Below are 20,169 nucleotides of genomic sequence, written 5' to 3' on the forward strand. Positions count from 1 at the left end.
CGCGCACCAAGGGCGACGGGCTGCGCGGGTTCTTCTGGCCACGCACGAAGTACGCCGACGCCGAGGAGCAGGGGCAGTACGCCGCCCGACTGCGTGCCCTCCTAGAGTGAACGCTCATGGGTAGGTACGACGGACGCGTAGTAGTAGTCACCGGCGCAGCGCAGGGCATCGGCTTCGGGTGTGCCACCCGGTTCGCCGAGGAGGGCGCGTCGGTCGCGATCGTCGACCTCGACGAGGCCACCGCGGCCGAGGCCGCCACGAAGCTGCCTGGCGACGCCAAGCACATCGGCGTCGGCGCCGACGTCACCAAGACCGAGGCCGTCGAGGCCGCCGTGGCGCGCGTCGTCGAGGAGCTCGGCGGCATCCACGTGCTGGTCAACAACGCCGGCGTCACCCGCGACAACCTGCTCTTCAAGATGACCGACGAGGACTGGGACCTGGTGATGAACGTGCACCTGCGTGGCGCGTTCCTGATGTCCCGGGCCGCCCAGAAGCACTTCGTCGAGCAGAAGTACGGCAAGATCCTCAACCTCTCGAGCGTCTCCGCGCTCGGCAACCGCGGCCAGGCCAACTACTCGGCCGCCAAGATGGGCGTGCAGGGCTTCACCCGCACGCTCGGGATCGAGCTCGGCCCGTTCGGCATCAACGCCAACGCCATCGCCCCCGGCTTCATCGCCACGGAGATGACCGACGCGACCGCGGCCCGCCTCAAGATGGACGTCGAGGAGTTCCGCAAGCTCAACGCCGAGGCCAACCCCGTACGCCGTGTCGGCTTCCCCGAGGACATCGCCGCTGCGGCTGCGTTCCTCTGCAGCGACGAGGCGTCCTACATCACCGGTCAGACGCTCTACGTCGACGGCGGCGCCAAGCTCGGCTGACCCAGCACGACCCACCACGACACGCGACGCCACGCCGGGCCCCGAGATCCCCGTGAGGGAACCTCGGGGCCCGCACACTTGAAGTCGAGTGAATTGCTACACGTAGGGAGTTCCACCGTGCGCTCAACCCGCCTGCTCGCCACCGTCCTCGTCACCGGGAGCCTCGTCCTCGCCGCGTGCGGAGGCGACGAGAAGAGTCCCGCGAGCGACACCCCCGAGGCGCAGGCCAGCGCGGCCGCTGCCGAGGTGCCCCAGACCTGGCCCCTGACCGGCCTCGAGGTCGCCGACGGCAAGAAGGCCGAGCAGAAGCACCCGGTGCTCGTGCTCAAGATGGACAACACGCCGTCCAGCGCCCCCCAGGTCGGGCTCGGCGAGGCCGACCTGGTCGTGGAGGAGCTCGTCGAGGGCGGGGTGACCCGCCTGGCGGCCTTCTACTACTCGCAGGTCCCCGGTGACGTCGGCCCCGTGCGGTCGATGCGCGCGAGCGACATCGGCATCGTCAGCCCGGTCGGGGCCGCGATGGTCACCAGCGGCGCTGCGCCCGTCACGATCAACCGCATCAAGGACGCCGGCATCACGTTCTTCGCCGAGGGGGCCAAGGGCTTCTACCGCGAGAGCAGCCGATCGGCGCCGTACAACCTCTTCACCAACCTCGCCGACACCGCCTCCCTGATCGAGCAGGGCGCCGAGCGCCCGCAGGACTACCTGCCCTGGGGCGACCCGCAGGACCTGCCCTCCGGCCAGCCGGCCACCGAGATCTCCGCCAGCTTCTCCGGCGGTCACACGACCACCTGGTCGTTCCGTGACGGCGGCTACGTCAACGACAACTCCTTCGCCGCCGAGGGCGACCGATTCCCGGCCGACACCGTGCTCGCGCTGAGGGTCGAGGTCGGCGACGCGGGCTACACCGACCCGGCCGGCAACCCGGTGCCGGAGACGATCTTCGAGGGCAAGGGCGACGCGATGCTCTTCCACGACGGGCGCCTCGTGCGAGGCACCTGGTCCAAGAGCTCCTTGAAGGCCCCGATCGAGCTGTCGACACACGCCGGTCCGCTCACCGTGCCGGCCGGCCGGGTCTGGATCGAGCTGGTGCCGCGCGACGGCGGGGACGTCACGTTCGCGAGGTGACTCCTAGGGCGTCGCTGCGTCACCCTCGGCGAAGGCGTTGGGCAAGGTGACGTCGTTCTCCACGAGCACCTGGAAGCCCGAGAGGATGAAGCCGATCGCGGTCTCCACACGCACGGCGGCCGCGATCGGGTCGTCGGCGCTGGAGACGGCCTCGCCGGCGGACGACATCGCCCCGAAGAAGATCCGCGCGAAGGTCTGCTGCATCTCCTCGTCGAGCTCCCAGTCGCCGGCCGTGAGCACCGACTTGACGATCTCGAGGACGTTGGCGAACGTCGAGCGCTCCTCCTGCTCGCGGTAGCGCTCGTAGCCGAGGACCGCGGGTCCCTCCTGGATCACGATCCGCCGGTAGCGCGGCTCCTGGACCACCTCGAGGAACGCGCGCAACCCGGCCAGGGCCTTCTCCCACGGGTCGGCCCGGTGGCCCTTGAGCGCCTTCTTGACCGCTTTCGAGGCGTCGCTCTCGACGCGCTCGAAGACCGCCTCGAAGAGCGCCTGCTTGCCGCTGAAGTGGTGGTAGAGCGCGCCCTTGGTGACCTGCGCGCCCGCGACGATCTGGTCCAGCGACGCCGCGGCGTAGCCGTGGTCGGTGAACAGCTGCTCGGCGACGTCGATCAGGGCGCGCTTGGTGGAGGCGGAGTAGGCGGCGCGCCTGCTGGCACCGGGGACGGTGGGCACCTTGGGGACGAGCTTGGAGACCGAGGACTTGCTCATTGGACGAAGCATAGGTGTGACCCCTGGCACTGGTGGTCAGGATCACCCGCCGTGCGCTTGGAATACCGACGGTCGGCTCCATACCCTAGGTACGTACTCGCAGTATGTGAGTGCCGCAGACACACGGAAGAGGCCTGACCATGACCTGGACGACCTTTCACAACCGGGGCGAGATCCTCCGCCTCGTCACCGCCACCGTCGACGCGCGCCGGGACGGCATCCTCCCGATGGACCTCGAGGGTGTCACCGAGGCCTTCGGCGACGAGCTCACCCTGCTCGCCGCCCTCCAGCTGAAGTGGCACACCCGCCTGGCCGGTGCCATCGAGCGCGTGCTCACCGACCAGCCGATGGACCTGGACGACGCCATCGAGCGCGCCTGGGGCGAGACCGCCGACACGCTGCCCGGCATCCGCCTGGTCCTCGACCGCCACCGCGCAGAGCCCCTCGACGACGCCATGGCTGCCGCCATGACGAAGGCGACCGGCAAGGAGCACATGATGCTGGCCGTGATGGCCGGTCGCTCCAGCGTCGACGACCCCACCTCCGCCGGTGTCGGCGCCCACCTCGAGGAGGCGGCCCGGCTGCGTCACCGCGGAGCGCCTGCCGTCGTCCTGCACCCCGCGCGCCCGAGCCTCCTCGAGCGGCTCAAGGCGGTCGTCGCGGCCTGACGGTCGGCGGCTCGCGACAGCCGGGCCTGGTGCATGATGGCGAGGTGACCGACGTGCAGGCAGGGATGCTGCTCGTGGCCACGCCTGCCCTGCTGGACCCCACCTTCGCGGCGACCGTCGTGCTGATGCTCGACGTCGACGACACCGGAGCCCTGGGCGTGGTCCTGAACCGCCCCTCGGGGCTGCCGGTGGCCGAGGTGCTCGAGCCCTGGCGCGATGTCGTGGCCGAGCCCGAGGTGCTCTTCCAGGGCGGTCCGGTCGGCACCGAGGGTGCCCTCGCCGTCGCCCTGCTGCGGGCGTCCACGTCCGCGCCGGTGGGGTTCCGGGAGGTGACCGGCCAGCTTGGCCTGGTCGATCTCGACACCCCGGTCGAGCTCCTCGAGGGCAGCGTGGCGGAGATGCGGATCTTCGCCGGATACGCCGGCTGGGGTGCCGACCAGCTCGCCGGCGAGATCGAGGAGGGCAGCTGGTACGTCGTGCCTGCGCAGGCCGACGACATCTTCCGCGAGGACCCCAGCGACCTGTGGCGTGACGTCCTGCGCCGCCAGCCGGGCGACCTGGCGTGGCACTCGACGCGTCCGGCGGATCCCGACCTCAACTGACGCGGGAGTCGATCTGACCCGGGACCCGATGTCGTCGTAGAGTTGGAGCCGTGACCACCATCGGCTTCTCGACCACCACGGACGCAGGCGTCGAGCAGGACCGTCGCACGGTCCCGACCGACGAGGGTGACCACGAGCGCTTCTCGCACTTCGTCGAGAAGGAGAAGCTCACCGAGGCGATGGTGATGGGCACCCCCGTCGTCGCGCTCTGCGGCAAGGTCTGGGTCCCCAGTCGTGCGCCGGAGAAGTTCCCCGTGTGTCCTGACTGCAAGGACGTCTGGGAGAACCTCAAGGACGACAAGGAGTGACCGGCGGCGACCAGTCTGCCGCCGCCTCGCCCCCGATCGGTCCCGCCACCGGCCTCGACGCCGGCCTCGCCCCCGGGCTCACGCCTGCCTGGCCGGACCGCGCGGCCTGGGGCACGGCGCCCTCGCTGCGCGCGTGGCAGACCGCTGCGATGCGCGACTACCTCACCCGGATGCCACGCGACTACCTCGCGGTGGCCACGCCCGGCGCCGGCAAGACGACCTTCGCGCTGTCCCTGGCGGCGGAGCTGATCGGTCGCCGGATCGTCGACCGGATCGTCGTGGTCGCCCCGACCGAGCACCTCAAGCTCCAGTGGGCGGAGGCAGCTGCCAAGGCGGGCATCCCCATCGACCCGACGTACTCCGCCGGCAAGGGCAAGATCTCCAGCGACTTCCTCGGCGTCGCGGTCACCTACGCCGGGGTCGCGGTCAACCCCCTCGCGATGCGCATCCGCACGGAGCGCTTCAAGACCCTGGTCATCCTCGACGAGGTGCACCACGCCGGTGACGCCCTCTCCTGGGGTGAGGGCGTGCGCGAGGCCTTCCAGCCCGCCGCCCGGCGCGTGGCGCTGACCGGCACGCCGTTCCGCTCCGACGTCAACCCGATCCCGTTCGTCACCTACGCGCCCGGCGACGACGGCGTCCCGCGCTCGGTCGCCGACTACACCTACGGCTACGCCCAGGCGCTGGCCGACCACGTCGTCCGACCGGTGCTCTTCCTGGCCTACTCCGGCGAGATGCAGTGGCGCACGCGCGCCGGCGACGAGATCGTCGCGCGGCTCGGCGAGCCGCTCACCAAGGACCTGACCTCCCAGGCGCTGCGGACCGCGCTCGACCCGGCGGGTTCCTGGATCCCCTCGGTCCTCGAGGCCGCCGACCGCCGGCTCTCCGAAGTACGACGCCACGTGCCGGACGCCGGGGGGCTGGTCATCTGCACCGACCAGGAGTCCGCGCGCGCCTATGCGAAGGTCCTGCGGCGCATCAGCGGCGAGGCGCCGGTCGTGGTGCTCTCCGACGAGAAGGCGGCGTCGAAGAAGATCTCGGAGTTCTCCACCAGCCAGGCGCGGTGGATGGTCGCGGTCCGGATGGTCTCCGAGGGTGTCGACGTGCCACGCCTCGCCGTCGGTGTCTACGCGACGACCACCTCGACGCCGTTGTTCTTCGCCCAGGCCGTGGGTCGTTTCGTCCGGGCGCGCTCCCGCGGCGAGAGCGCCTCGGTGTTCGTGCCGTCGGTGCCGGCCCTGCTCGGCTTCGCCTCCGAGATGGAGGTCGAGCGCGACCACGTGCTGGGGCGCAAGGTCAGCGACGAGGGCGACATCTTCGCCGCCGAGAAGGAGCTGATGGCGGCCGCCGAGGCCACCCAGAGCGAGGGCGACGACGAGGGCCTGCCCTTCGAGGCGCTCGGCTCCGAGGCGCGCTTCGACCGGGTCCTCTACGACGGCGGTGAGTTCGGCCACGCCGGCGAGGTCCACGTCGGGTCCGACGAGGAGATGGACTTCCTCGGCATCCCCGGCCTGCTCGAGCCGGGCCAGATGCGCGAGCTGCTCCAGCAGCGTCAGAGCGACCGCGCCAAGAAGCAGAAGAGCGCCACGCCCGAGCCGGACACCATCGCCGAGGTCTCCACGCACGAGCAGCTCGCGGTGCTGCGCCGCGAGCTCAACGGGTTGGTCGCCGCCTGGCACCACCGCACCGGCAAGGCCCACGGGATCACCCATGCCGCCCTGCGCAAGGAGTGCGGCGGACCGGCGGCGGCGGTGGCCAACGCCGAGCAGCTGCACCTGCGCATCGACCGCATCCGCGAGTGGGCCGCCCGCAAGTCCTCCTAGACTCGCGGGCATGCCCACCGAGACGTCGCAGACCCTCGACCGGGGCCTGCGCGTGCTCGAGGTGCTCGCGGCGTCACCCGGAGGGCTGACGATCACCGAGCTCTCGGGGCGGCTGGAGGTCAACCGCACCGTGGTCTACCGGCTCGTCACCACCCTCGAGCAGCACGCGTTCCTGCGCCGCGACGCCCGCGGTCGTCTGCACGTCGGCCTCGGCCTGCTGCACCTCGCCTCGGCCGTCCACCCGCTGGTGCGCGACGTCGCGGTGCCGGTGCTGCGTGAGCTCGCGGAGGCGGTCGGCTGCACGGCCCACCTGACGGTCACCGAGGGCGAGGAGGCCTTGGCGCTCGCGGTGGTCGAGCCGTCGTGGACGGACTTCCACGTGAGCTATCGGGTCGGGTCCCGTCACCCCCTCACGAGCGGTGCCGCCGGCAAGGCGATCCTGCTGGGGCGCGAGGTCGACCCGGCGCCGTACGTCGTGACCTCCGGGGAGCTCCAGGCGGGCGCGCGCGGGCTGGCGGCGCCGGTGCTGGGGGTCGGCGGCCTTGAGGCGAGCGTCGGCGTGGTGACGTTGGGCGACCTGGACGCCGCCGTGCTCGGCCCCCGCGTCGCGGCCGCGGCAGCGGAGATCGCCGAGCGACTCGGCTAGGCCCGCGCCAGCGGCAGCGTGCGGAACGGCACCTGCTCGGCGAGGGCGATGACCGTCGAGCAGCGCTCGACCCGCTCGTCGTCGAGCACCCGGTCGATCACCCGCTGGAGGTCGGCGTTGGAGCGGGCGACGACGCGCACCCACATGTCACCCGAGCCGGTGATGGTGTGCGCCTCCAGCACCTCGGCGATCGCGGCGAGGTGACGCCCCACCGCGTCGTGCGCGCCCTCGTGGGTGATCGCGTCGCCGGCGTCCTGGCGGATCTCGAGGGTCAGGAACCCGGTGACGGGATAGCCCAACGCCTCGGGGGACAGGTCCGGGCCCCAGCCGGTGATGACGCCCGACGAGCTGAGCTTGTCGAGGCGGGCCTGCACCGTGCCGCGGGCGACGCCGAGGCGGCGCGAGGCCTCGAGGACCCCGATGCGGGGCTCGTCGGCGAAGAGGTCGATCACTCTGCGATCGAGATCGTCCACGCGGACCTCCGTCACTGGACAGGTTGTCCAAGGTTCTGCCGCAGTGTTGCACAGAGTGTCGTGTGCCGACACGCTGGCGCCATGACGACGACGCAATCGACCGGCGGCGCCCTGACCGCCGACGAGCTCAAGGCCGACCTCACCCTCGAGCAGCTCAAGGAGCTGGTCGGCCTCGTGGAGTACGACGCCAGCGCCGATGTCTTCCCGGTGACCGCGATGGACGCGGTCTGCTTCGTCGTGGGCAACGCCACGCAGACCGCGACCTTCTACCAGCTCGCGCTGGGGATGGAGCTCGAGGCCTACCGCGGCCCGGAGACCGGCACGCGCGACTCGAAGTCGTTCGTGCTGCGCTCGGGCAGCGCCCGGTTCGTCTTCACCGGCGCAGTGACCCCCGACAGCCCCGTCCTCGAGCACCACCGCCGCCACGGCGACGGTGTCGTCGACCTGGCCCTGGAGGTGCCCGACGTCGATCGCTGCATCGACCACGCCCGCTCCGTCGGTGCCACGATCCTCGAGGAGCCGCACGACGAGACCGACGAGCACGGCACCGTGCGCATCGCCGCCATCGCGACCTACGGCGAGACCCGGCACACGCTCGTCGACCGCAGCCGCTACACCGGCCCCTACCTGCCCGGCTACGTCGCCCGGACCACGACCGTGTCGCGCCGCGAGGGCCACCCGAAGCGGCTCTTCCAGGCTGTCGACCACTGCGTCGGCAACGTCGAGATCGGCCACATGGACGAGTGGGTGACGTTCTACAACAAGGTCATGGGCTTCACGAACATGGCGGAGTTCATCGGCGACGACATCGCCACCGACTACTCCGCGCTCATGTCGAAGGTCGTGGCCAGCGGCAACCACCGCGTGAAGTTCCCCCTCAACGAGCCGGCGGTCGCGAAGAAGAAGTCGCAGATCGACGAGTACCTCGAGTTCTACGCCGGAGCCGGCTGCCAGCACATCGCCCTGGCGACCAACGACATCCTGCGCTCGGTCGACATCCTGCGCGACAACGGCATCGAGTTCCTCGACACCCCCGACTCCTACTACGACGACGCCGAGCTGCGCGCGCGCATCGGCGAGGTCCGGGTGCCGATCGAGGAGCTCAAGAAGCGCAAGATCCTGGTCGACCGCGACGAGGACGGCTACCTCCTGCAGATCTTCACCAAGCCCATGGGTGACCGCCCCACGGTCTTCTTCGAGTTCATCGAGCGGCACGGCTCGCTCGGCTTCGGCAAGGGCAACTTCAAGGCGCTCTTCGAGGCGATCGAGCGCGAGCAGGACGCGCGCGGCAACCTGTAGGGGCGTGTGGTCTGGACCACGCTTCCAATCCGGTAGGCCCCTGGTGCCGAAGACCAGGCACATTCTCCCCACCGATTGGAAACACCATGCGCACCCACAAGCCCAGCCGCAAGACCATCGCCGGGATCGCGGGTCTCCTGCTCCTGGCCGCCCCCCTCGCCGCCTGCGGTGAGGACGAGGCCGGCAGTGGCAACGCTCCGACCCCCGTCGCCGAGATCGTCGACCTCAAGGGTGGCGAGACCACGGCCATCAAGCTGGACACCGGCTTCACCGACGCGCTCACCTCCCTGAAGCTCACCCCGGGCGTCCTCGGCAGCGCCAAGCTGACCGACGGCTCGCTGATCTTCCCGATCACCGGCGGCAACGTCTCGGTCTTCACGCCCGGCGAGGTCCCCAACTACGTCGTCGGCCAGATCCAGCACGAGTCCTCGGGCCTGTCGCTGAAGGCCGGCGGCACGACCGTCGAGCTGCGCAACTTCAACGTCGACCCGGGCGTCTCCCGCGTCTACGGCGACGTGGTCGTCAACGGCGACGTCGCGGCCACCGCTGCCTACCTGTTCCGCCTCAACGGCAGCACGCTCAAGGACCTGCAGACCGAGGGCGACACCGCCATCCTCGAGGGCACCAAGGTCTTCATCTCCGACGTGGCCGCCGGCCTGCTCAACGACACGTTCGGGACCGACGCGGTGACCGACCAGCTCCTGGTCGGCGTCGCCAAGATCACGGTCAAGGTCCCCAGCTGATCTGACTGCTCCCTCCGCGAACGACGCCGTCCTGCTCCTCCAGGGCGGCGTCGTTCCACGTCCGGACCTGCCCGGCCTCGCAGGCCCTCAGGTCGGACGGCGTACGACGGCCGCCAGCAGGTCCGCGCCCAGGTCGACGACCTGGTCCCGGTCGAGCGCGACGTCCCCGTCGAGCCAGGAGCCGACCAGCTCGGCATAGCCGGCCACGAAGACCATCGCGTGGTGGCCCGCCCTCGCGCCGCTCCACGCCTGGTCGCCGAACAGGCTGGAGGACTGGGTCGCCACGACGTCGGCGAACCAGCCGACCAACGCCTGCCGGCGCTCGCGCAGCGCGGCGTTGGCGCTGGACTCCCGGGTGAGGACGCGGCCCTTGGCGGGGGTCGTGGACAGCACGTCGACGACCGCTCCGAGCGCCGCACGCACGCGGTCCTGAGGTGAGCCGTCGCTGGCCCGGACCGCGGCCAGCGCCGCGTCCGCGATCTCGGTGGACACCGCGCCCAGCGCGGCCGTGAGCGCCTCGTCGCGCCCCCGGAAGCTCTCGTAGAAGTAGCGCTCGGTCAGCCCGGCCTCCGCGCAGACGGCCGTCATCGTGGTGCGCGCCTCGCCCAGGGTGCCCAGCAGCGTGATGGTGGCGGCGACGAGCCGCTCGCGACGCTCGGCGGCGCGCTCGGCCTTGCTGCGCCCGCCGTAGGACCGGCCGGGCTGATCCTGCTGATCTGGCTGGACCACTTGACACCCCTTCTCGTTCGGGACAAAACTGACAGACGTCCCTGTCAGATGTCCAGCGAAGCCTCGAGGTGGTGTCGTGCTCCGACCCCCGACCGTCCAGAAGCTCCTGGCAAGGGTCCCGCTCACGCGGATCCCCCTGGTCGGGCACACCCTCGACTACGTCGCCGACCCGCTCGGCTTCATGCGCCACCAGCACGCGGTGGGCCCGGTCGTGGAGCGACGGATGATGGGTCTCACCTGGACCATCCTCACCGGACCGGACGCCTGCGAGGCCGCACTGCGCAACGCCGACAAGGCCTTCGCCAACGGACCTGGCTGGGGCTTCCTGGTCGGGCCCTTCTTCGATCGCGGCCTGATGCTGCTCGACTTCGCCGAGCACCACCGCCACCGGCTCCTCCTCCAGCAGGCGTTCACGCGCCCCCGCATCGAGGGGTACGTCGAGCAGCTGGCGCCGGCGATCGGCCGTGGTCTGGACGCCTGGCAGGCGCAGGGCCTGGCGGACGGCCGGGAGCCCTTCCTCGCCTACCCGGCGCTGAAGGAGCTGACGCTCGACCTCGCGACCCAGATCTTCATGGGGGGCGCCGACCTGGCCGACGACGCCGAGCTCGACGCGCTCAACGACGCGTTCATCGCCTGCGTCCAGGCAGGCGGGGCGCTGGTCCGGCTGGACCTCCCGGGCACCCGCTGGCGCCGGGCCCACCGCGGCCGCAGGCTCCTCGAGGACTTCCTGCGCCGCCACCTGCCCGCCAAGCGGGCGACCGAGGGCAGCGATCTCTTCTCGGTGCTGTGCCACCTGCGCACCGACGACGGCGACACCTTCAGCGACGACGACGTCGTCAACCACATGATCTTCCTGCTGATGGCCGCCCACGACACCTCGACGATCACGGTCACCACGGCCCTGCAGCACCTGGGCCAGCACCCCGAGTGGCAGCAGCGCTGTCGCGAGGAGTCGTTGGCTCTGCCCGAGCACCCGACCTTCGCCGAGCTGGAGTCGCTGACCTCCCTCGACCTGGTGATCAAGGAGAGCCTGCGGCTGGTGCCGCCGGTGCCGGCCCTCGCGCGGCGCACGGTCAAGGACACCGAGGTCCTCGGCGTCCGCGTGCCGAAGGGCCGGCTCACGGCGGTGATGGTGCACCTCTCGCACCACCTGCCCGAGCTCTGGACCGACCCCGACCGCTTCGACCCGGAGCGATTCGCCGCCGACCGCCGCGAGGACAAGTCGCACCGCTACGCCTGGGAGCCGTTCGGCGGCGGGGTGCACAAGTGCCTCGGGATGGCCTTCGCCGGCGCGGAGGTCTCGCTGATCCTGCACCAGCTGCTGCGCCGCTTCGAGTGGCGCATCGACCCCGACTACCGCGCCCCCCTCGACTACCACTCGTTGCCGTTCCCCGCGGACGGCCTCCCGGTCGAGCTGCACCCCTACCACGCAAGGACCTCCGCATGAAGCGCACGCCCGTCGACCTCTCCTCCCTCACCCTCGTCGTGACCGGCGGCGCCCGAGGCATCGGTCGCGCCACCGTCGACCGCTTCGCCCGCCAGGGGGCCACGGTGGTCATCGGCGACCTCGACCTCGCCCTGGCCCAGCAGGTCGCCGACACCTACGACGACCGCGTCACCGCGGCCCGGCTCGACGTGACGGACCCGGCGTCGTGGCAGGACTTCCTCGCCGAGACCGCCGAGGCCGGACCGATCGACGTGCTGGTCAACAACGCCGGGATCATGCCGCTCGGCTCGGTGCTCAAGGAGCCCGACGCGGTGACCCGCCGCATCGTCGACATCAACCTGCACGGGGTCATCAACGGCACCAAGGCGGTCGTGCCGGGCATGATCGAGCGCGGCAGCGGCCACGTGGTCAACGTCGCCTCGGCCGTCGGGCGGCTGGCGCTGGCAGACGGGGCGACGTACTCCGCCTCGAAGTTCGCCGCCGTGGGCTTCAGCGAGGCCACCCGCGCCGAGCTGCGTCCGCACGGGATCGATGTGACCGTCGTGCTGCCGACCGTCGTGCTCACCGAGCTCTCCGCCGGCGTCCCGGCCACGCGCGGGGTCCGTCCCGTCACCGCCGACGACGTCGCCAAGGTCATCGAGCAGGCCGTGCGCAAGCCCAAGCCGGAGCTCTGGGTGCCGCGCTGGTCCCAGGGCCTGACCAGGGTCAGCCAGCTGCTCCCGCGCGGTGCCCAGGAGGCCATCGCCCACGCGTTCAAGGCCGACTCCGCGCTGGCCGAGGCCGACCAGGGCGCCCGGGCGGCCTACGAGGCACGGGTGCGCGGGTCGGCCTGACGCCCGTCGGTCAGGACACGTCGAGTGCAGACAAGGGCACGCCGAGCTCCGTGGCCGGTCCCTCGAGGGAGTGCCAGATGAAGGCGCTGAGGTAGCCGCTGATCGCGGCGCGCGGCATCGTGTGCTTCTCCAGCCACCACTCGCCGGTGGCCAGGCCGAGCCCGACGATGCCCTGCGCCCACGGCTCGGCGCCGCCGGGGTCGACCCCCAGGCCGCGCATCGTCTCGGCGAGGAAGCGGCTCAGCGTCGCGGCGATGCGCGCCTTGCCGTCGGCCAGGGGGTCGCCCGACCCTGCGGCGCCGCTGGCCCGGTGCCGCACCAGCAGGAAGAAGACCTGGGGGTGCTCCTCGATCACGCGCAGGTAGGCGTCGACGGCGGCCTCGATGCGGGTGCGCACGGGCGCGTCGACCAGCAGGGCCGGCACCACGCCGGCCAGCACCTCGTCGGCACCCCATTGGCCGACCGCCGCGTGCAGCTCGTCCTTGTCGGCGAAGTAGCGGTAGAGCACCGGCTTGCTGACCCCGGCCGTGGCCGCGATGTCGGTCATGTTGACCTCGGGGCCCTGCTCGTCGATGGCGCGGACGGCGGCCGCGATCAGGTCGGCGCGACGCTCCTCGCGGTGGGCGTCCCAGCGGGAGGAGCGGCCGTCGGGCTCGGTCGACATGCACCGAGCGTAGACCGCGTGGCGACGCTGTGCCGTCGGTGCCGTCGGGGGCATCATCGAGGACATGGCGACCTACGTGGCCTTCCTCCGGGCGATCAACCTCGGCGCGAAGCGGAAGTTCCCCCAGGAGGCCATCGCCGCGGCGACCGAGGCAGCCGGATTCACCGGGGTCGCGACCCACATCAACACCGGCAACGTGCGTCTCGGGACCGCGATGCGCTCACGGGTGCGGATCGAGGCGGCGCTGGAGCAGTCCTACCTCGCCGACCGCGGCTTCGCGGTGCCCACGATCGTCCTCACCCCGGCCGAGCTCCGGGCGGTCGTCGACGAGGCGGCGAGGCTGGCTCCCGACCACGCCGGTCGCCACTACGTCTCCCTGCTCAAGGACGAGCCGGAGGCCTCGGCCGCCGCCGCCCTCGAGGCGCTCTCCACCCCGGGCGAGCGCGTGCACGTCGCGGGCCGCGGCGTGCACCTCGTGCTGGGGGAGAGCTATCACGAGGCCGCGCTGAGCAACGCCGTCGTCGAGAAGCACCTCGGGGTGGCCACCAACCGCAACCTCACGGTCCTGCGGGCGCTGGTGCAGAAGTGGTGCTGATCGCCGGCTGAGTGAACTCTGCGTGTCATCGCTCGACCCGTGTGGGGGTGGGGGGATAGAACTGGGGCGGGCGCGACCTTGCCCACCTCCACGTCGACTACTCGGGATGTTCGATGACCTCACCCACCCCTGCCCCCACCAGCACCGGCTCGACCAGCCGCCGCAGCGTCCTGACGGGGACCGCCGCGCTCGCCTCCGCCGGCTGGACCGCCGCTCCGTCGTACGCCGGGACGGGAGGTGGCGGGCACGGGGCGGCCCGGCGGGTCACGCTCACCGTGCTCGGCACGACCGACCTGCACGGCAACGTCTTCAACTGGGACTACTTCAAGAACGCGGAGTTCGACAACGCCGCCCACGACGACATCGGCATCGCCAAGGTCCAGACCCTGGTCAAGGCGCTGCGCCGCCAGCGTGCCGGTCAGCCGCTGCTGATGATCGATGCCGGCGACACGATCCAGGGCACCCCGCTGGCCTACTACTACGCCAAGATCGACCCGATCACGCAGGGCGCCACGCACCCGATGGCGACCGCGATGAACCTCGTCGGCTACGACGCGGCCGCGCTCGGCAACCACGAGTTCAACTACGGCATCGACACCCTGCGCACCTTCGAGTCGCAGCTGGACTTCCCGCTGCTCGGGGCGAACGTCGTCGACCCGGCGACCAAGCGACCGGTGTTCCCGCCCTACGTCGTCAAGACCTACAAGGTCGCCGGCGGCAGCAGGCTCACCGTGGGCGTCCTGGGGCTGACCAACCCCGGCATCGCGATCTGGGACAAGGCCAACGTCGAGGGACGCATGGAGTTCCCCGGACTGGTCGAGCAGGCACGGAGGTTCGTGCCGGAGATGAGGAAGCGCGGCTGCGACCTCGTCGTGGTCGCTGCCCACTCGGGCGCCGACACCTCCTCGTCGTACGGCGACGCGTTGCCGTTCCCGGAGAACGCCGCGTCGCTCGTGGCGGCCCAGGTGCCCGGCATCGACGCGATCCTCGTCGGCCACGCCCACCAGGAGATCGCCCAGCGCTACGTGCGCAACGAGAGGACCGGCCAGGACGTGCTGCTGGTGGAGCCCTACTTCTGGGGCAACCGGCTCGCGGTGATGGACCTCGTCGTCGAGGAGCGTCGCGGCGGAGGTCGTGGCAGGGGTCGCGGGCGGGGCGGCCGGTGGAGGCTCGTGAGCGCCACGGGCCAGAGCCTCAACTCCAACACCGTCGCCGAGGACCCGCAGGTGGCGTCGGCCGTGCGTGAGCAGCACGACACGGTCGTGGGCTACGTCAACTCCGTGGTCGGCACCTCGGCGGTCGCGCTGTCGGCCGCCCGTGCGGTCGTCGAGGACGTCCCCATCATCGACTTCATCAACTACGTGCAGGCCGGCGCGGTCAAGGCCGACCTCACCGGTGCCGACGCCGCACTGCCCGTGCTCTCGATCGCCGCCCCCTTCAACCGGAAGGCGTCCTTCCCGGAGGGGGAGGTGACCATCCGCGACGTCGCGGGGCTCTACGTCTTCGACAACACGCTGCTCGGGGTGCGGGTCAGCGGCGCCGAGATCCGCAGCTACCTGGAGTTCTCCGCGCGCTACTTCAAGCAGGTCAGCGGCACCGGGCCCTTCGCGATCTCCGACCTGACCAACGCCGTGACCCCGACCGCCCCGAGAGGCACGCCCGACTTCAACTTCGACTCCGTGGCCGGGCTCGACGCCCCGCTGACCTACGACATCGACGTGTCGCAGCAGGCGGGGTCGCGGATCAAGGACCTCGCCTACGACGGCGTCCCGGTGACAGACGCGCAGCAGTTCGTGCTGGCGGTCAACAACTACCGCCAGTCGGGCGGTGGCGGCTTCCCGGCCGTGTCGACGGCCCCGGTCGTCTACAACCGGCAGAACGAGATCCGTCAGCTGCTCATCGACTGGGTTCTCGCCAACGGCACCATCGACCCCGCGCAGTTCGCGTCGGTCGACTGGCGCCTGGTGTCGGGTGGTCAGCCGATCACGGTCTCCTGATCGTCGCGGTGCCCCCGCGCGTCACTCGCCCGTGAAGACGGGCCGCCGGCGCTCGCCGAAGGCACGCATGCCCTCGGCGACGTCGGCGGTCCGCAGCAACAGGCTCTGTCCGGCGCGTTCGCGCTCCAGGGCGTCCTCGAGCTGGTGCAGGGTGGCTGCGTTGATCGCCCGCTTGGTGGCCGCGAAGGCGAGCGGCGGCCCGGCCGCGAGCCGGCCCACGACTTTGTCCACGGCGGTGGCGAAGTCGGCGTCCGGGACGACGTGGGTGACCAGGCCGGCGTCGTACGCCTCCTGCGCGGTGAGCGGCTCCGCCAGCAGGCCCATGCGCATCGCCCGCGCGCGCCCGATGGAGGCAGCGACGGTCGCCGACGCCCCGCCGTCGGGCATCAGCCCGATCCGGGCGAAGGCCAGCAGGAAGCTGGCCGACTCGGCGGCGACGACGATGTCGGCCGCGAGCGCGGCCGAGCAGCCGACGCCGGCCGCGACGCCGTTGACGGCAGCCACGACCGGCTTGTCGAGCGCCACGATGGCCCGGATGATCCGGTTGGCCGCGTCGAGCGCGCGCACGTCGAAGTTCTCGTGGGCGTCGGCCCCGGAGATGTCGGCGCCGGTGCTGAAGGCCGCGCCGGTCCCGGTCAGCACCACGACGCGGACCTCGTCGCGCGCGACCGCCTCCTCGGCGAGCCGGGCGATGTCGACGGCCATCTGCGGGCTGAGCGCGTTGAACACCTCGGGCCGGTTGAGGGTGAGCCACAGGGCGCCACCCTCGAGCCGTACGTCGAGCTCCGGGTCGGTCATGCGGGCAGGCTACCGGCGTGCCCGGGGAGAGTCGTGGGACGCGCGTGACGATGTGCCACCATGGAGCCGTGTCCGCTCCTAGTCCCGTCGAGGTCGAGCCAGACACCGAGAAGGACCTCGTCCCCGACGAGGTCACGGTCCTGGCCACGCCCTGGGTGACCATCGTCTGGAACGACCCCGTCAACCTGATGTCCTACGTCACCTACGTCTTCCAGACCCACTTCGGCTACGCCAAGAAGAAGGCCGAGAAGCTGATGATGGAGGTTCACGAGGACGGCCGCTCCGTGGTCAGCACCGGGTCGCGCGAGGAGATGGAGCGCGACGTGCAGGCCATGCACGAGTACGGCCTGTGGGCGACGCTCCAGAAGGCGGACTGAGCGGGTTGAGCGGCTTCGCACGACACCGGCGCAGCAAGCGCATCATCGCCAACTTCACCGGCTTCGAGGCCGACCTGCTGCGGAGCCTGGCCTCCCAGCTGGTCGAGCTGCTGCGCAACGAGGCGGCCGTCCCGCGCGAGGACCAGGACCCGTTCGAGGCGATGATGGACTTCTCCGGGCCGACGACGGAGCCGGAGGACCCGGTCCTCGCCCGGTTGTTCCCCACCGCCTACCCCAACGACGACGAGGCCGCGTCGGAGTTCCGTCGGTTCACCGAGGGCGGTCTGCGTGACGGCAAGGCTGCCGCCGCCATCACGATCATCGACACCCTCGAGGAGGCCGGATTGCCTGAGCAGCTCACCGAGGACGGGCTGATGATCGACGTCGAGCTCGACGAGCCCACGGCCGTGACCTGGATGCGCTCCTTCACCGACCTGCGGCTCGCGCTGGCGACGCGCCTCGAGATCGAGGACGGCGACGAGGCCTTCTGGGCGTCCCTGCCCGACGAGGACCCCCGTTCCCAGGCCCACGACATCTACGAGTGGGTCGGCTACCTCCAGGAGACGATCGTCGGGGCCCTCAGCCGCTGAGGCGCCACCGGATGATTGACTCGGCGCCATGCGCTCCCCACGACTGCTGCTCACCGCTCTGGCCCTGACCGCGGCCCTCACCGCGTGCAGCGGTGACGACTCCTCCGAGAGCGACGCCCCTGCCGGCGACGCCGCCTCGCAGGCGCCCGACGCCCCCGCGGAGGAGGAGACACAGGTCCCGGGAGAGGAGCGCGGCTGTCGCGCCACCGTGTCCGTGACCGGCGCCGTCGAGGCCTCCTGGGAGGGCAAGGCGACCGTGCGCGGCGAGGAGTCCGGCCCGAGTGCGGTCTACCTCACGGCCGACGGCAAGGTGACCGTGACGGCCTACGCCGAGGGCGAGGACTTCCCGCCGTCGGTCAACTTCTACGACGGCAAGCAGGTCTTCGCGACCCAGCCGGGGAAGGCGACCGGGCTCGACATCCGCCCCGACGGCAAGGTCGCCGAGATCGACGCCGAGGCGTTCAACGTCGAGGGCGAGACGGTCCAGGTCGTCGCCTCCTTCGACTGCGCGAAGAAGAAGAACGGCTGAGACCGCTCGGAGCCGCTGCGCGCCGACGCCCTAGGCTGGAGCCGTGCTGACCATCGACCAGGCGACCTACGACGGCATCGTCGCGCACGCCAAGCGCGACCACCCCGACGAGGCCTGCGGCATCGTCGCCGGGCCCGAGGGCAGTGACCGGCCGCAGCGGCTGGTCGAGATGGTCAACGCGGCGGGCAGCCCGACGTTCTACGAGTTCGACTCCACCGACCTGCTCCAGCTCTACAAGCAGATGGATGCGAACGACGAGGAACCCGTCGTGATCTACCACTCCCACACGGCCACCGAGGCCTACCCGAGCCGCACCGACATCGGCCTCGCGCAGGAGCCCAACGCGCACTACGTGCTGGTCAGCACACGTGAGCACGGGAATAACGAGGGCCCTGTGGAGTTCAGGTCCTACAGAATCATCGACGGCGTGGTGACCGAGGAACAGGTCACCGTCGTCGCCCAGCTGAGCACCGACTGAGCATCGACCGAGGAGTTTCACACATGGCCATCGAGGTCCGGATCCCGACCATCCTGCGCACCTACACCGGCGGCGAGAAGGCCGTCCACGGTGACGGCGCGAGCCTGAGCGCCCTGATCGACGACCTCGAGGCCAGCCACCCCGGCATCAGGGAGCGCCTCATCCAGGACGGCGACCTGCGACGGTTCGTCAACGTCTACATCAACGACGAGGACGTCCGCTTCATCGGCGGTCTCGAGGCCCCCCTCGCCGACGGCGACGAGGTCGTCGTCCTCCCCGCCGTCGCCGGGGGCTGATCCCCATGTCGGGCCGGCGTACGTTCGTCCTCGTCGACGGCGAGAACATCGACGCCACGCTCGGCAACTCCCTCCTCGGGCGACGTCCGCTGCCCGAGGAGCGCCCGCGCTGGGAGCGCGTGACCCAGTACGCCGAGGCGATCTGGGGACAGCCCGTCGTCGGGCTGTTCTTCCTCAACGCCTCCAACGGCCAGCTGCCCAGCAGCTTCATCCAGGCCCTGCTGGCCATGGACTACCGCCCGATCCCGCTCGCCGGACGCAGCGACGAGAAGGTCGTCGACGTCGGCATCCAGCGCACGCTCGACGCGCTGATCGGCCACGACGACGACGTGATGCTGGTCAGCCACGACGCCGACTTCGCGCCCCACATGGAGCGGCTGCTCGGGACCGAGCGACGCATCGGCATCGTCGGTCTCCACGAATACGTCAGCATCCAGTTCAGCGACCTGGACATCAAGATCCACGACCTCGAGGACGACGTCCGCGCCTTCAACGTCCCGTTGCCGCGCGTGCGCATCATCGACCTCGACGACTTCGACCCCGAGCGCTACCTGCGCTGAGCCGGCTCCGGCTGGCCCCTCCCGACCGAATGGCATCCTGATAACCATGCGCTACGACAACCTGCTGGCCTCGGTCGGCAACACGCCGCTCATCGGGCTCCCGCGGCTGTCGCCGAGCCCCGACGTGCGGCTGTGGGCCAAGCTCGAGGACCGCAACCCCACCGGCTCGATCAAGGACCGCCCGGCGCTGAAGATGATCGAGGAGGCGGAGAAGGACGGCACGCTGCGCCCCGGCTGCACGATCCTCGAGCCGACCTCCGGCAACACCGGCATCTCGCTGGCGATGGCCGCCAAGCTCAAGGGCTACCGGATCGTCTGCGTCATGCCGGAGAACACCTCCGAGGAGCGCCGTCAGCTGCTGCGCATGTGGGGCGCCGAGATCATCTCCTCGCCTGCCGCCGGCGGCTCCAACGAGGCGGTGCGGGTCGCCAAGCAGGTCGCCTCCGAGCACCCCGACTGGGTGATGCTCTACCAGTACGGCAACGCTGCCAATGCCCTCTCCCACGAGCAGGGCACCGGCCCCGAGCTGCTCGCCGATCTGCCCGGCATCACCCACTTCGTCGCCGGTCTCGGCACCACCGGCACGCTCATGGGTGTCAGCCGCTACTTCCGCGTGGCCAAGCCGGAGGTCAGGATCGTCGCTGCCGAGCCCCGCTACGGCGAGCTCGTCTACGGCCTGCGCAACCTCGACGAGGGCTTCGTCCCCGAGCTCTACGACGCCTCGCTCATCGATTCGCGCTTCTCCGTCGGTCCGCGCGACGCCGTCCGCCGTGTCCGCGAGCTCCTCGAGCTCGAGGGCATCTTCGCCGGCATCTCCACCGGCGCCATCCTCCACGCGGCGCTCGGTCAGGCCGCCAAGGCCGTCAAGGCCGGCGAGTCCGCCGACATCGCCTTCATCGTCTGCGACGGCGGCTGGAAGTACCTCTCCACCGGCGCCTACGAAGGCACCATCGACGAGGCCGAGGACCGCCTCGAGGGCCAGCTCTGGGCCTGACCG

The 20,169-nt window shown here is 71.0% G+C and carries 25 protein-coding genes; 20 read left to right on the forward strand and 5 right to left on the reverse strand.

Going from position 1 to position 20,169, the window contains the following annotated elements; all coding sequences use genetic code 11:
* The first annotated feature begins 116 nt into the window (after positions 1–116).
* The gene (locus RMN98_RS16545) at positions 117–878 is read left to right on the forward strand and encodes a 3-oxoacyl-ACP reductase FabG (protein WP_309649916.1); all 762 of its coding nucleotides are present in this window, start codon (positions 117–119) and stop codon (positions 876–878) included.
* A 117-nt stretch (positions 879–995) separates the two neighbouring features.
* Positions 996–2,006, forward strand: a complete 1,011-nt coding sequence (locus RMN98_RS16550; RefSeq protein ID WP_309649917.1) for a DUF3048 domain-containing protein — start codon at positions 996–998, stop codon at positions 2,004–2,006.
* A 3-nt stretch (positions 2,007–2,009) separates the two neighbouring features.
* On the opposite strand, the gene RMN98_RS16555 is transcribed toward RMN98_RS16550, so the two are convergent.
* Complete coding sequence (locus tag RMN98_RS16555; protein WP_309649918.1) at positions 2,010–2,717, reverse strand: TetR/AcrR family transcriptional regulator; 708 nt, start codon at positions 2,715–2,717, stop codon at positions 2,010–2,012.
* Between the two features lie 140 nt (positions 2,718–2,857).
* Between RMN98_RS16555 and RMN98_RS16560 the strand changes: the two genes are divergently transcribed.
* The 5 genes from RMN98_RS16560 (at position 2,858) to RMN98_RS16580 (ending at position 6,764) form a co-directional block, all read left to right on the forward strand.
* On the forward strand, positions 2,858–3,385 hold the full coding sequence (locus RMN98_RS16560) for a hypothetical protein (protein ID WP_309649919.1): 528 nt from the start codon (positions 2,858–2,860) through the stop codon (positions 3,383–3,385).
* A 44-nt stretch (positions 3,386–3,429) separates the two neighbouring features.
* On the forward strand, positions 3,430–3,987 hold the full coding sequence (locus RMN98_RS16565) for a YqgE/AlgH family protein (RefSeq protein WP_309649920.1): 558 nt from the start codon (positions 3,430–3,432) through the stop codon (positions 3,985–3,987).
* 59 nt (positions 3,988–4,046) lie between these two features.
* A complete protein-coding gene (locus RMN98_RS16570; protein WP_309649939.1) occupies positions 4,047–4,295 on the forward strand; it encodes a DUF3039 domain-containing protein in 249 nt (82 codons plus the stop codon).
* A 149-nt stretch (positions 4,296–4,444) separates the two neighbouring features.
* The gene (locus RMN98_RS16575; protein WP_397209897.1) at positions 4,445–6,118 is read left to right on the forward strand and encodes a DEAD/DEAH box helicase; all 1,674 of its coding nucleotides are present in this window, start codon (positions 4,445–4,447) and stop codon (positions 6,116–6,118) included.
* A gap of 10 nt (positions 6,119–6,128) precedes the next feature.
* Positions 6,129–6,764: a helix-turn-helix domain-containing protein gene (locus RMN98_RS16580; protein ID WP_309649921.1), complete on the forward strand. Its 636-nt coding sequence runs from the start codon at positions 6,129–6,131 to the stop codon at positions 6,762–6,764.
* On the opposite strand, the gene RMN98_RS16585 is transcribed toward RMN98_RS16580, so the two are convergent.
* Entirely contained in the window at positions 6,761–7,309 is a 549-nt protein-coding gene (locus RMN98_RS16585; protein WP_397209886.1) for an Lrp/AsnC family transcriptional regulator, read from the reverse strand. The two genes, RMN98_RS16580 and RMN98_RS16585, sit on opposite strands and share 4 nt — an antisense overlap.
* Positions 7,310–7,318: 9 nt before the next feature.
* On the opposite strand from RMN98_RS16585, the gene hppD reads away from it, so the two are divergent.
* Both hppD and RMN98_RS16595 read left to right on the forward strand, forming a co-directional pair.
* On the forward strand, positions 7,319–8,536 hold the full coding sequence (gene hppD, locus RMN98_RS16590) for a 4-hydroxyphenylpyruvate dioxygenase (RefSeq protein WP_309649923.1): 1,218 nt from the start codon (positions 7,319–7,321) through the stop codon (positions 8,534–8,536).
* Positions 8,537–8,622: 86 nt separating this feature from the next.
* On the forward strand, positions 8,623–9,279 hold the full coding sequence (locus RMN98_RS16595; protein WP_309649924.1) for a hypothetical protein: 657 nt from the start codon (positions 8,623–8,625) through the stop codon (positions 9,277–9,279).
* 87 nt (positions 9,280–9,366) lie between these two features.
* Here RMN98_RS16595 and RMN98_RS16600 read toward each other — a convergent pair whose 3' ends face one another.
* Entirely contained in the window at positions 9,367–10,008 is a 642-nt protein-coding gene (locus RMN98_RS16600) for a TetR/AcrR family transcriptional regulator (protein WP_309649925.1), read from the reverse strand.
* A gap of 76 nt (positions 10,009–10,084) precedes the next feature.
* Between RMN98_RS16600 and RMN98_RS16605 the strand changes: the two genes are divergently transcribed.
* Together RMN98_RS16605 and RMN98_RS16610 are read left to right on the forward strand one after the other, a co-directional pair.
* The gene (locus RMN98_RS16605) at positions 10,085–11,455 is read left to right on the forward strand and encodes a cytochrome P450 (protein WP_309649926.1); all 1,371 of its coding nucleotides are present in this window, start codon (positions 10,085–10,087) and stop codon (positions 11,453–11,455) included.
* On the forward strand, positions 11,452–12,288 hold the full coding sequence (locus RMN98_RS16610) for an SDR family oxidoreductase (RefSeq protein ID WP_309649927.1): 837 nt from the start codon (positions 11,452–11,454) through the stop codon (positions 12,286–12,288). The genes RMN98_RS16605 and RMN98_RS16610 overlap by 4 nt, the downstream gene beginning before the upstream one ends.
* A gap of 10 nt (positions 12,289–12,298) precedes the next feature.
* Here RMN98_RS16610 and RMN98_RS16615 read toward each other — a convergent pair whose 3' ends face one another.
* Positions 12,299–12,952 carry a TetR/AcrR family transcriptional regulator gene (locus RMN98_RS16615; RefSeq protein ID WP_309649928.1) on the reverse strand — a complete coding sequence of 218 codons (654 nt, stop codon included), beginning with the start codon at positions 12,950–12,952 and terminating at the stop codon, positions 12,299–12,301.
* A gap of 64 nt (positions 12,953–13,016) precedes the next feature.
* On the opposite strand from RMN98_RS16615, the gene RMN98_RS16620 reads away from it, so the two are divergent.
* Both RMN98_RS16620 and RMN98_RS16625 read left to right on the forward strand, forming a co-directional pair.
* Positions 13,017–13,547: a DUF1697 domain-containing protein gene (locus tag RMN98_RS16620; RefSeq protein WP_309649929.1), complete on the forward strand. Its 531-nt coding sequence runs from the start codon at positions 13,017–13,019 to the stop codon at positions 13,545–13,547.
* 113 nt (positions 13,548–13,660) lie between these two features.
* Positions 13,661–15,544: a 5'-nucleotidase C-terminal domain-containing protein gene (locus RMN98_RS16625; RefSeq protein ID WP_309649930.1), complete on the forward strand. Its 1,884-nt coding sequence runs from the start codon at positions 13,661–13,663 to the stop codon at positions 15,542–15,544.
* A gap of 21 nt (positions 15,545–15,565) precedes the next feature.
* Here the strand turns inward: RMN98_RS16625 and RMN98_RS16630 are convergent, their stop codons facing one another.
* The gene (locus RMN98_RS16630) at positions 15,566–16,342 is read right to left on the reverse strand and encodes an enoyl-CoA hydratase-related protein (RefSeq protein WP_309649931.1); all 777 of its coding nucleotides are present in this window, start codon (positions 16,340–16,342) and stop codon (positions 15,566–15,568) included.
* A gap of 68 nt (positions 16,343–16,410) precedes the next feature.
* Between RMN98_RS16630 and clpS the strand changes: the two genes are divergently transcribed.
* The 7 genes from clpS to RMN98_RS16665 are packed head-to-tail and all read left to right on the forward strand — an operon-like array spanning position 16,411 to position 20,166.
* Positions 16,411–16,719: an ATP-dependent Clp protease adapter ClpS gene (gene clpS, locus RMN98_RS16635; RefSeq protein WP_309649932.1), complete on the forward strand. Its 309-nt coding sequence runs from the start codon at positions 16,411–16,413 to the stop codon at positions 16,717–16,719.
* A 5-nt stretch (positions 16,720–16,724) separates the two neighbouring features.
* Positions 16,725–17,309 (forward strand): DUF2017 domain-containing protein, encoded by a 585-nt coding sequence (locus RMN98_RS16640; RefSeq protein WP_309649933.1) that lies wholly within the window; start codon positions 16,725–16,727, stop codon positions 17,307–17,309.
* Positions 17,310–17,337: 28 nt separating this feature from the next.
* Positions 17,338–17,838, forward strand: coding sequence for a hypothetical protein (locus tag RMN98_RS16645; protein WP_309649934.1), 501 nt, complete (start codon positions 17,338–17,340; stop codon positions 17,836–17,838).
* A gap of 43 nt (positions 17,839–17,881) precedes the next feature.
* Positions 17,882–18,316, forward strand: coding sequence for a M67 family metallopeptidase (locus tag RMN98_RS16650; protein WP_309649935.1), 435 nt, complete (start codon positions 17,882–17,884; stop codon positions 18,314–18,316).
* 23 nt (positions 18,317–18,339) lie between these two features.
* On the forward strand, positions 18,340–18,612 hold the full coding sequence (locus RMN98_RS16655; protein ID WP_309649936.1) for a MoaD/ThiS family protein: 273 nt from the start codon (positions 18,340–18,342) through the stop codon (positions 18,610–18,612).
* A 5-nt stretch (positions 18,613–18,617) separates the two neighbouring features.
* Positions 18,618–19,172, forward strand: coding sequence for an NYN domain-containing protein (locus RMN98_RS16660; protein WP_309649937.1), 555 nt, complete (start codon positions 18,618–18,620; stop codon positions 19,170–19,172).
* Between the two features lie 46 nt (positions 19,173–19,218).
* A complete protein-coding gene (locus RMN98_RS16665; protein WP_309649938.1) occupies positions 19,219–20,166 on the forward strand; it encodes a cysteine synthase in 948 nt (315 codons plus the stop codon).
* Positions 20,167–20,169: the final 3 nt, after the last annotated feature.

The organism is Nocardioides sp., assembly GCF_031397825.1.
GTDB lineage: Bacteria > Actinomycetota > Actinomycetes > Propionibacteriales > Nocardioidaceae > Nocardioides.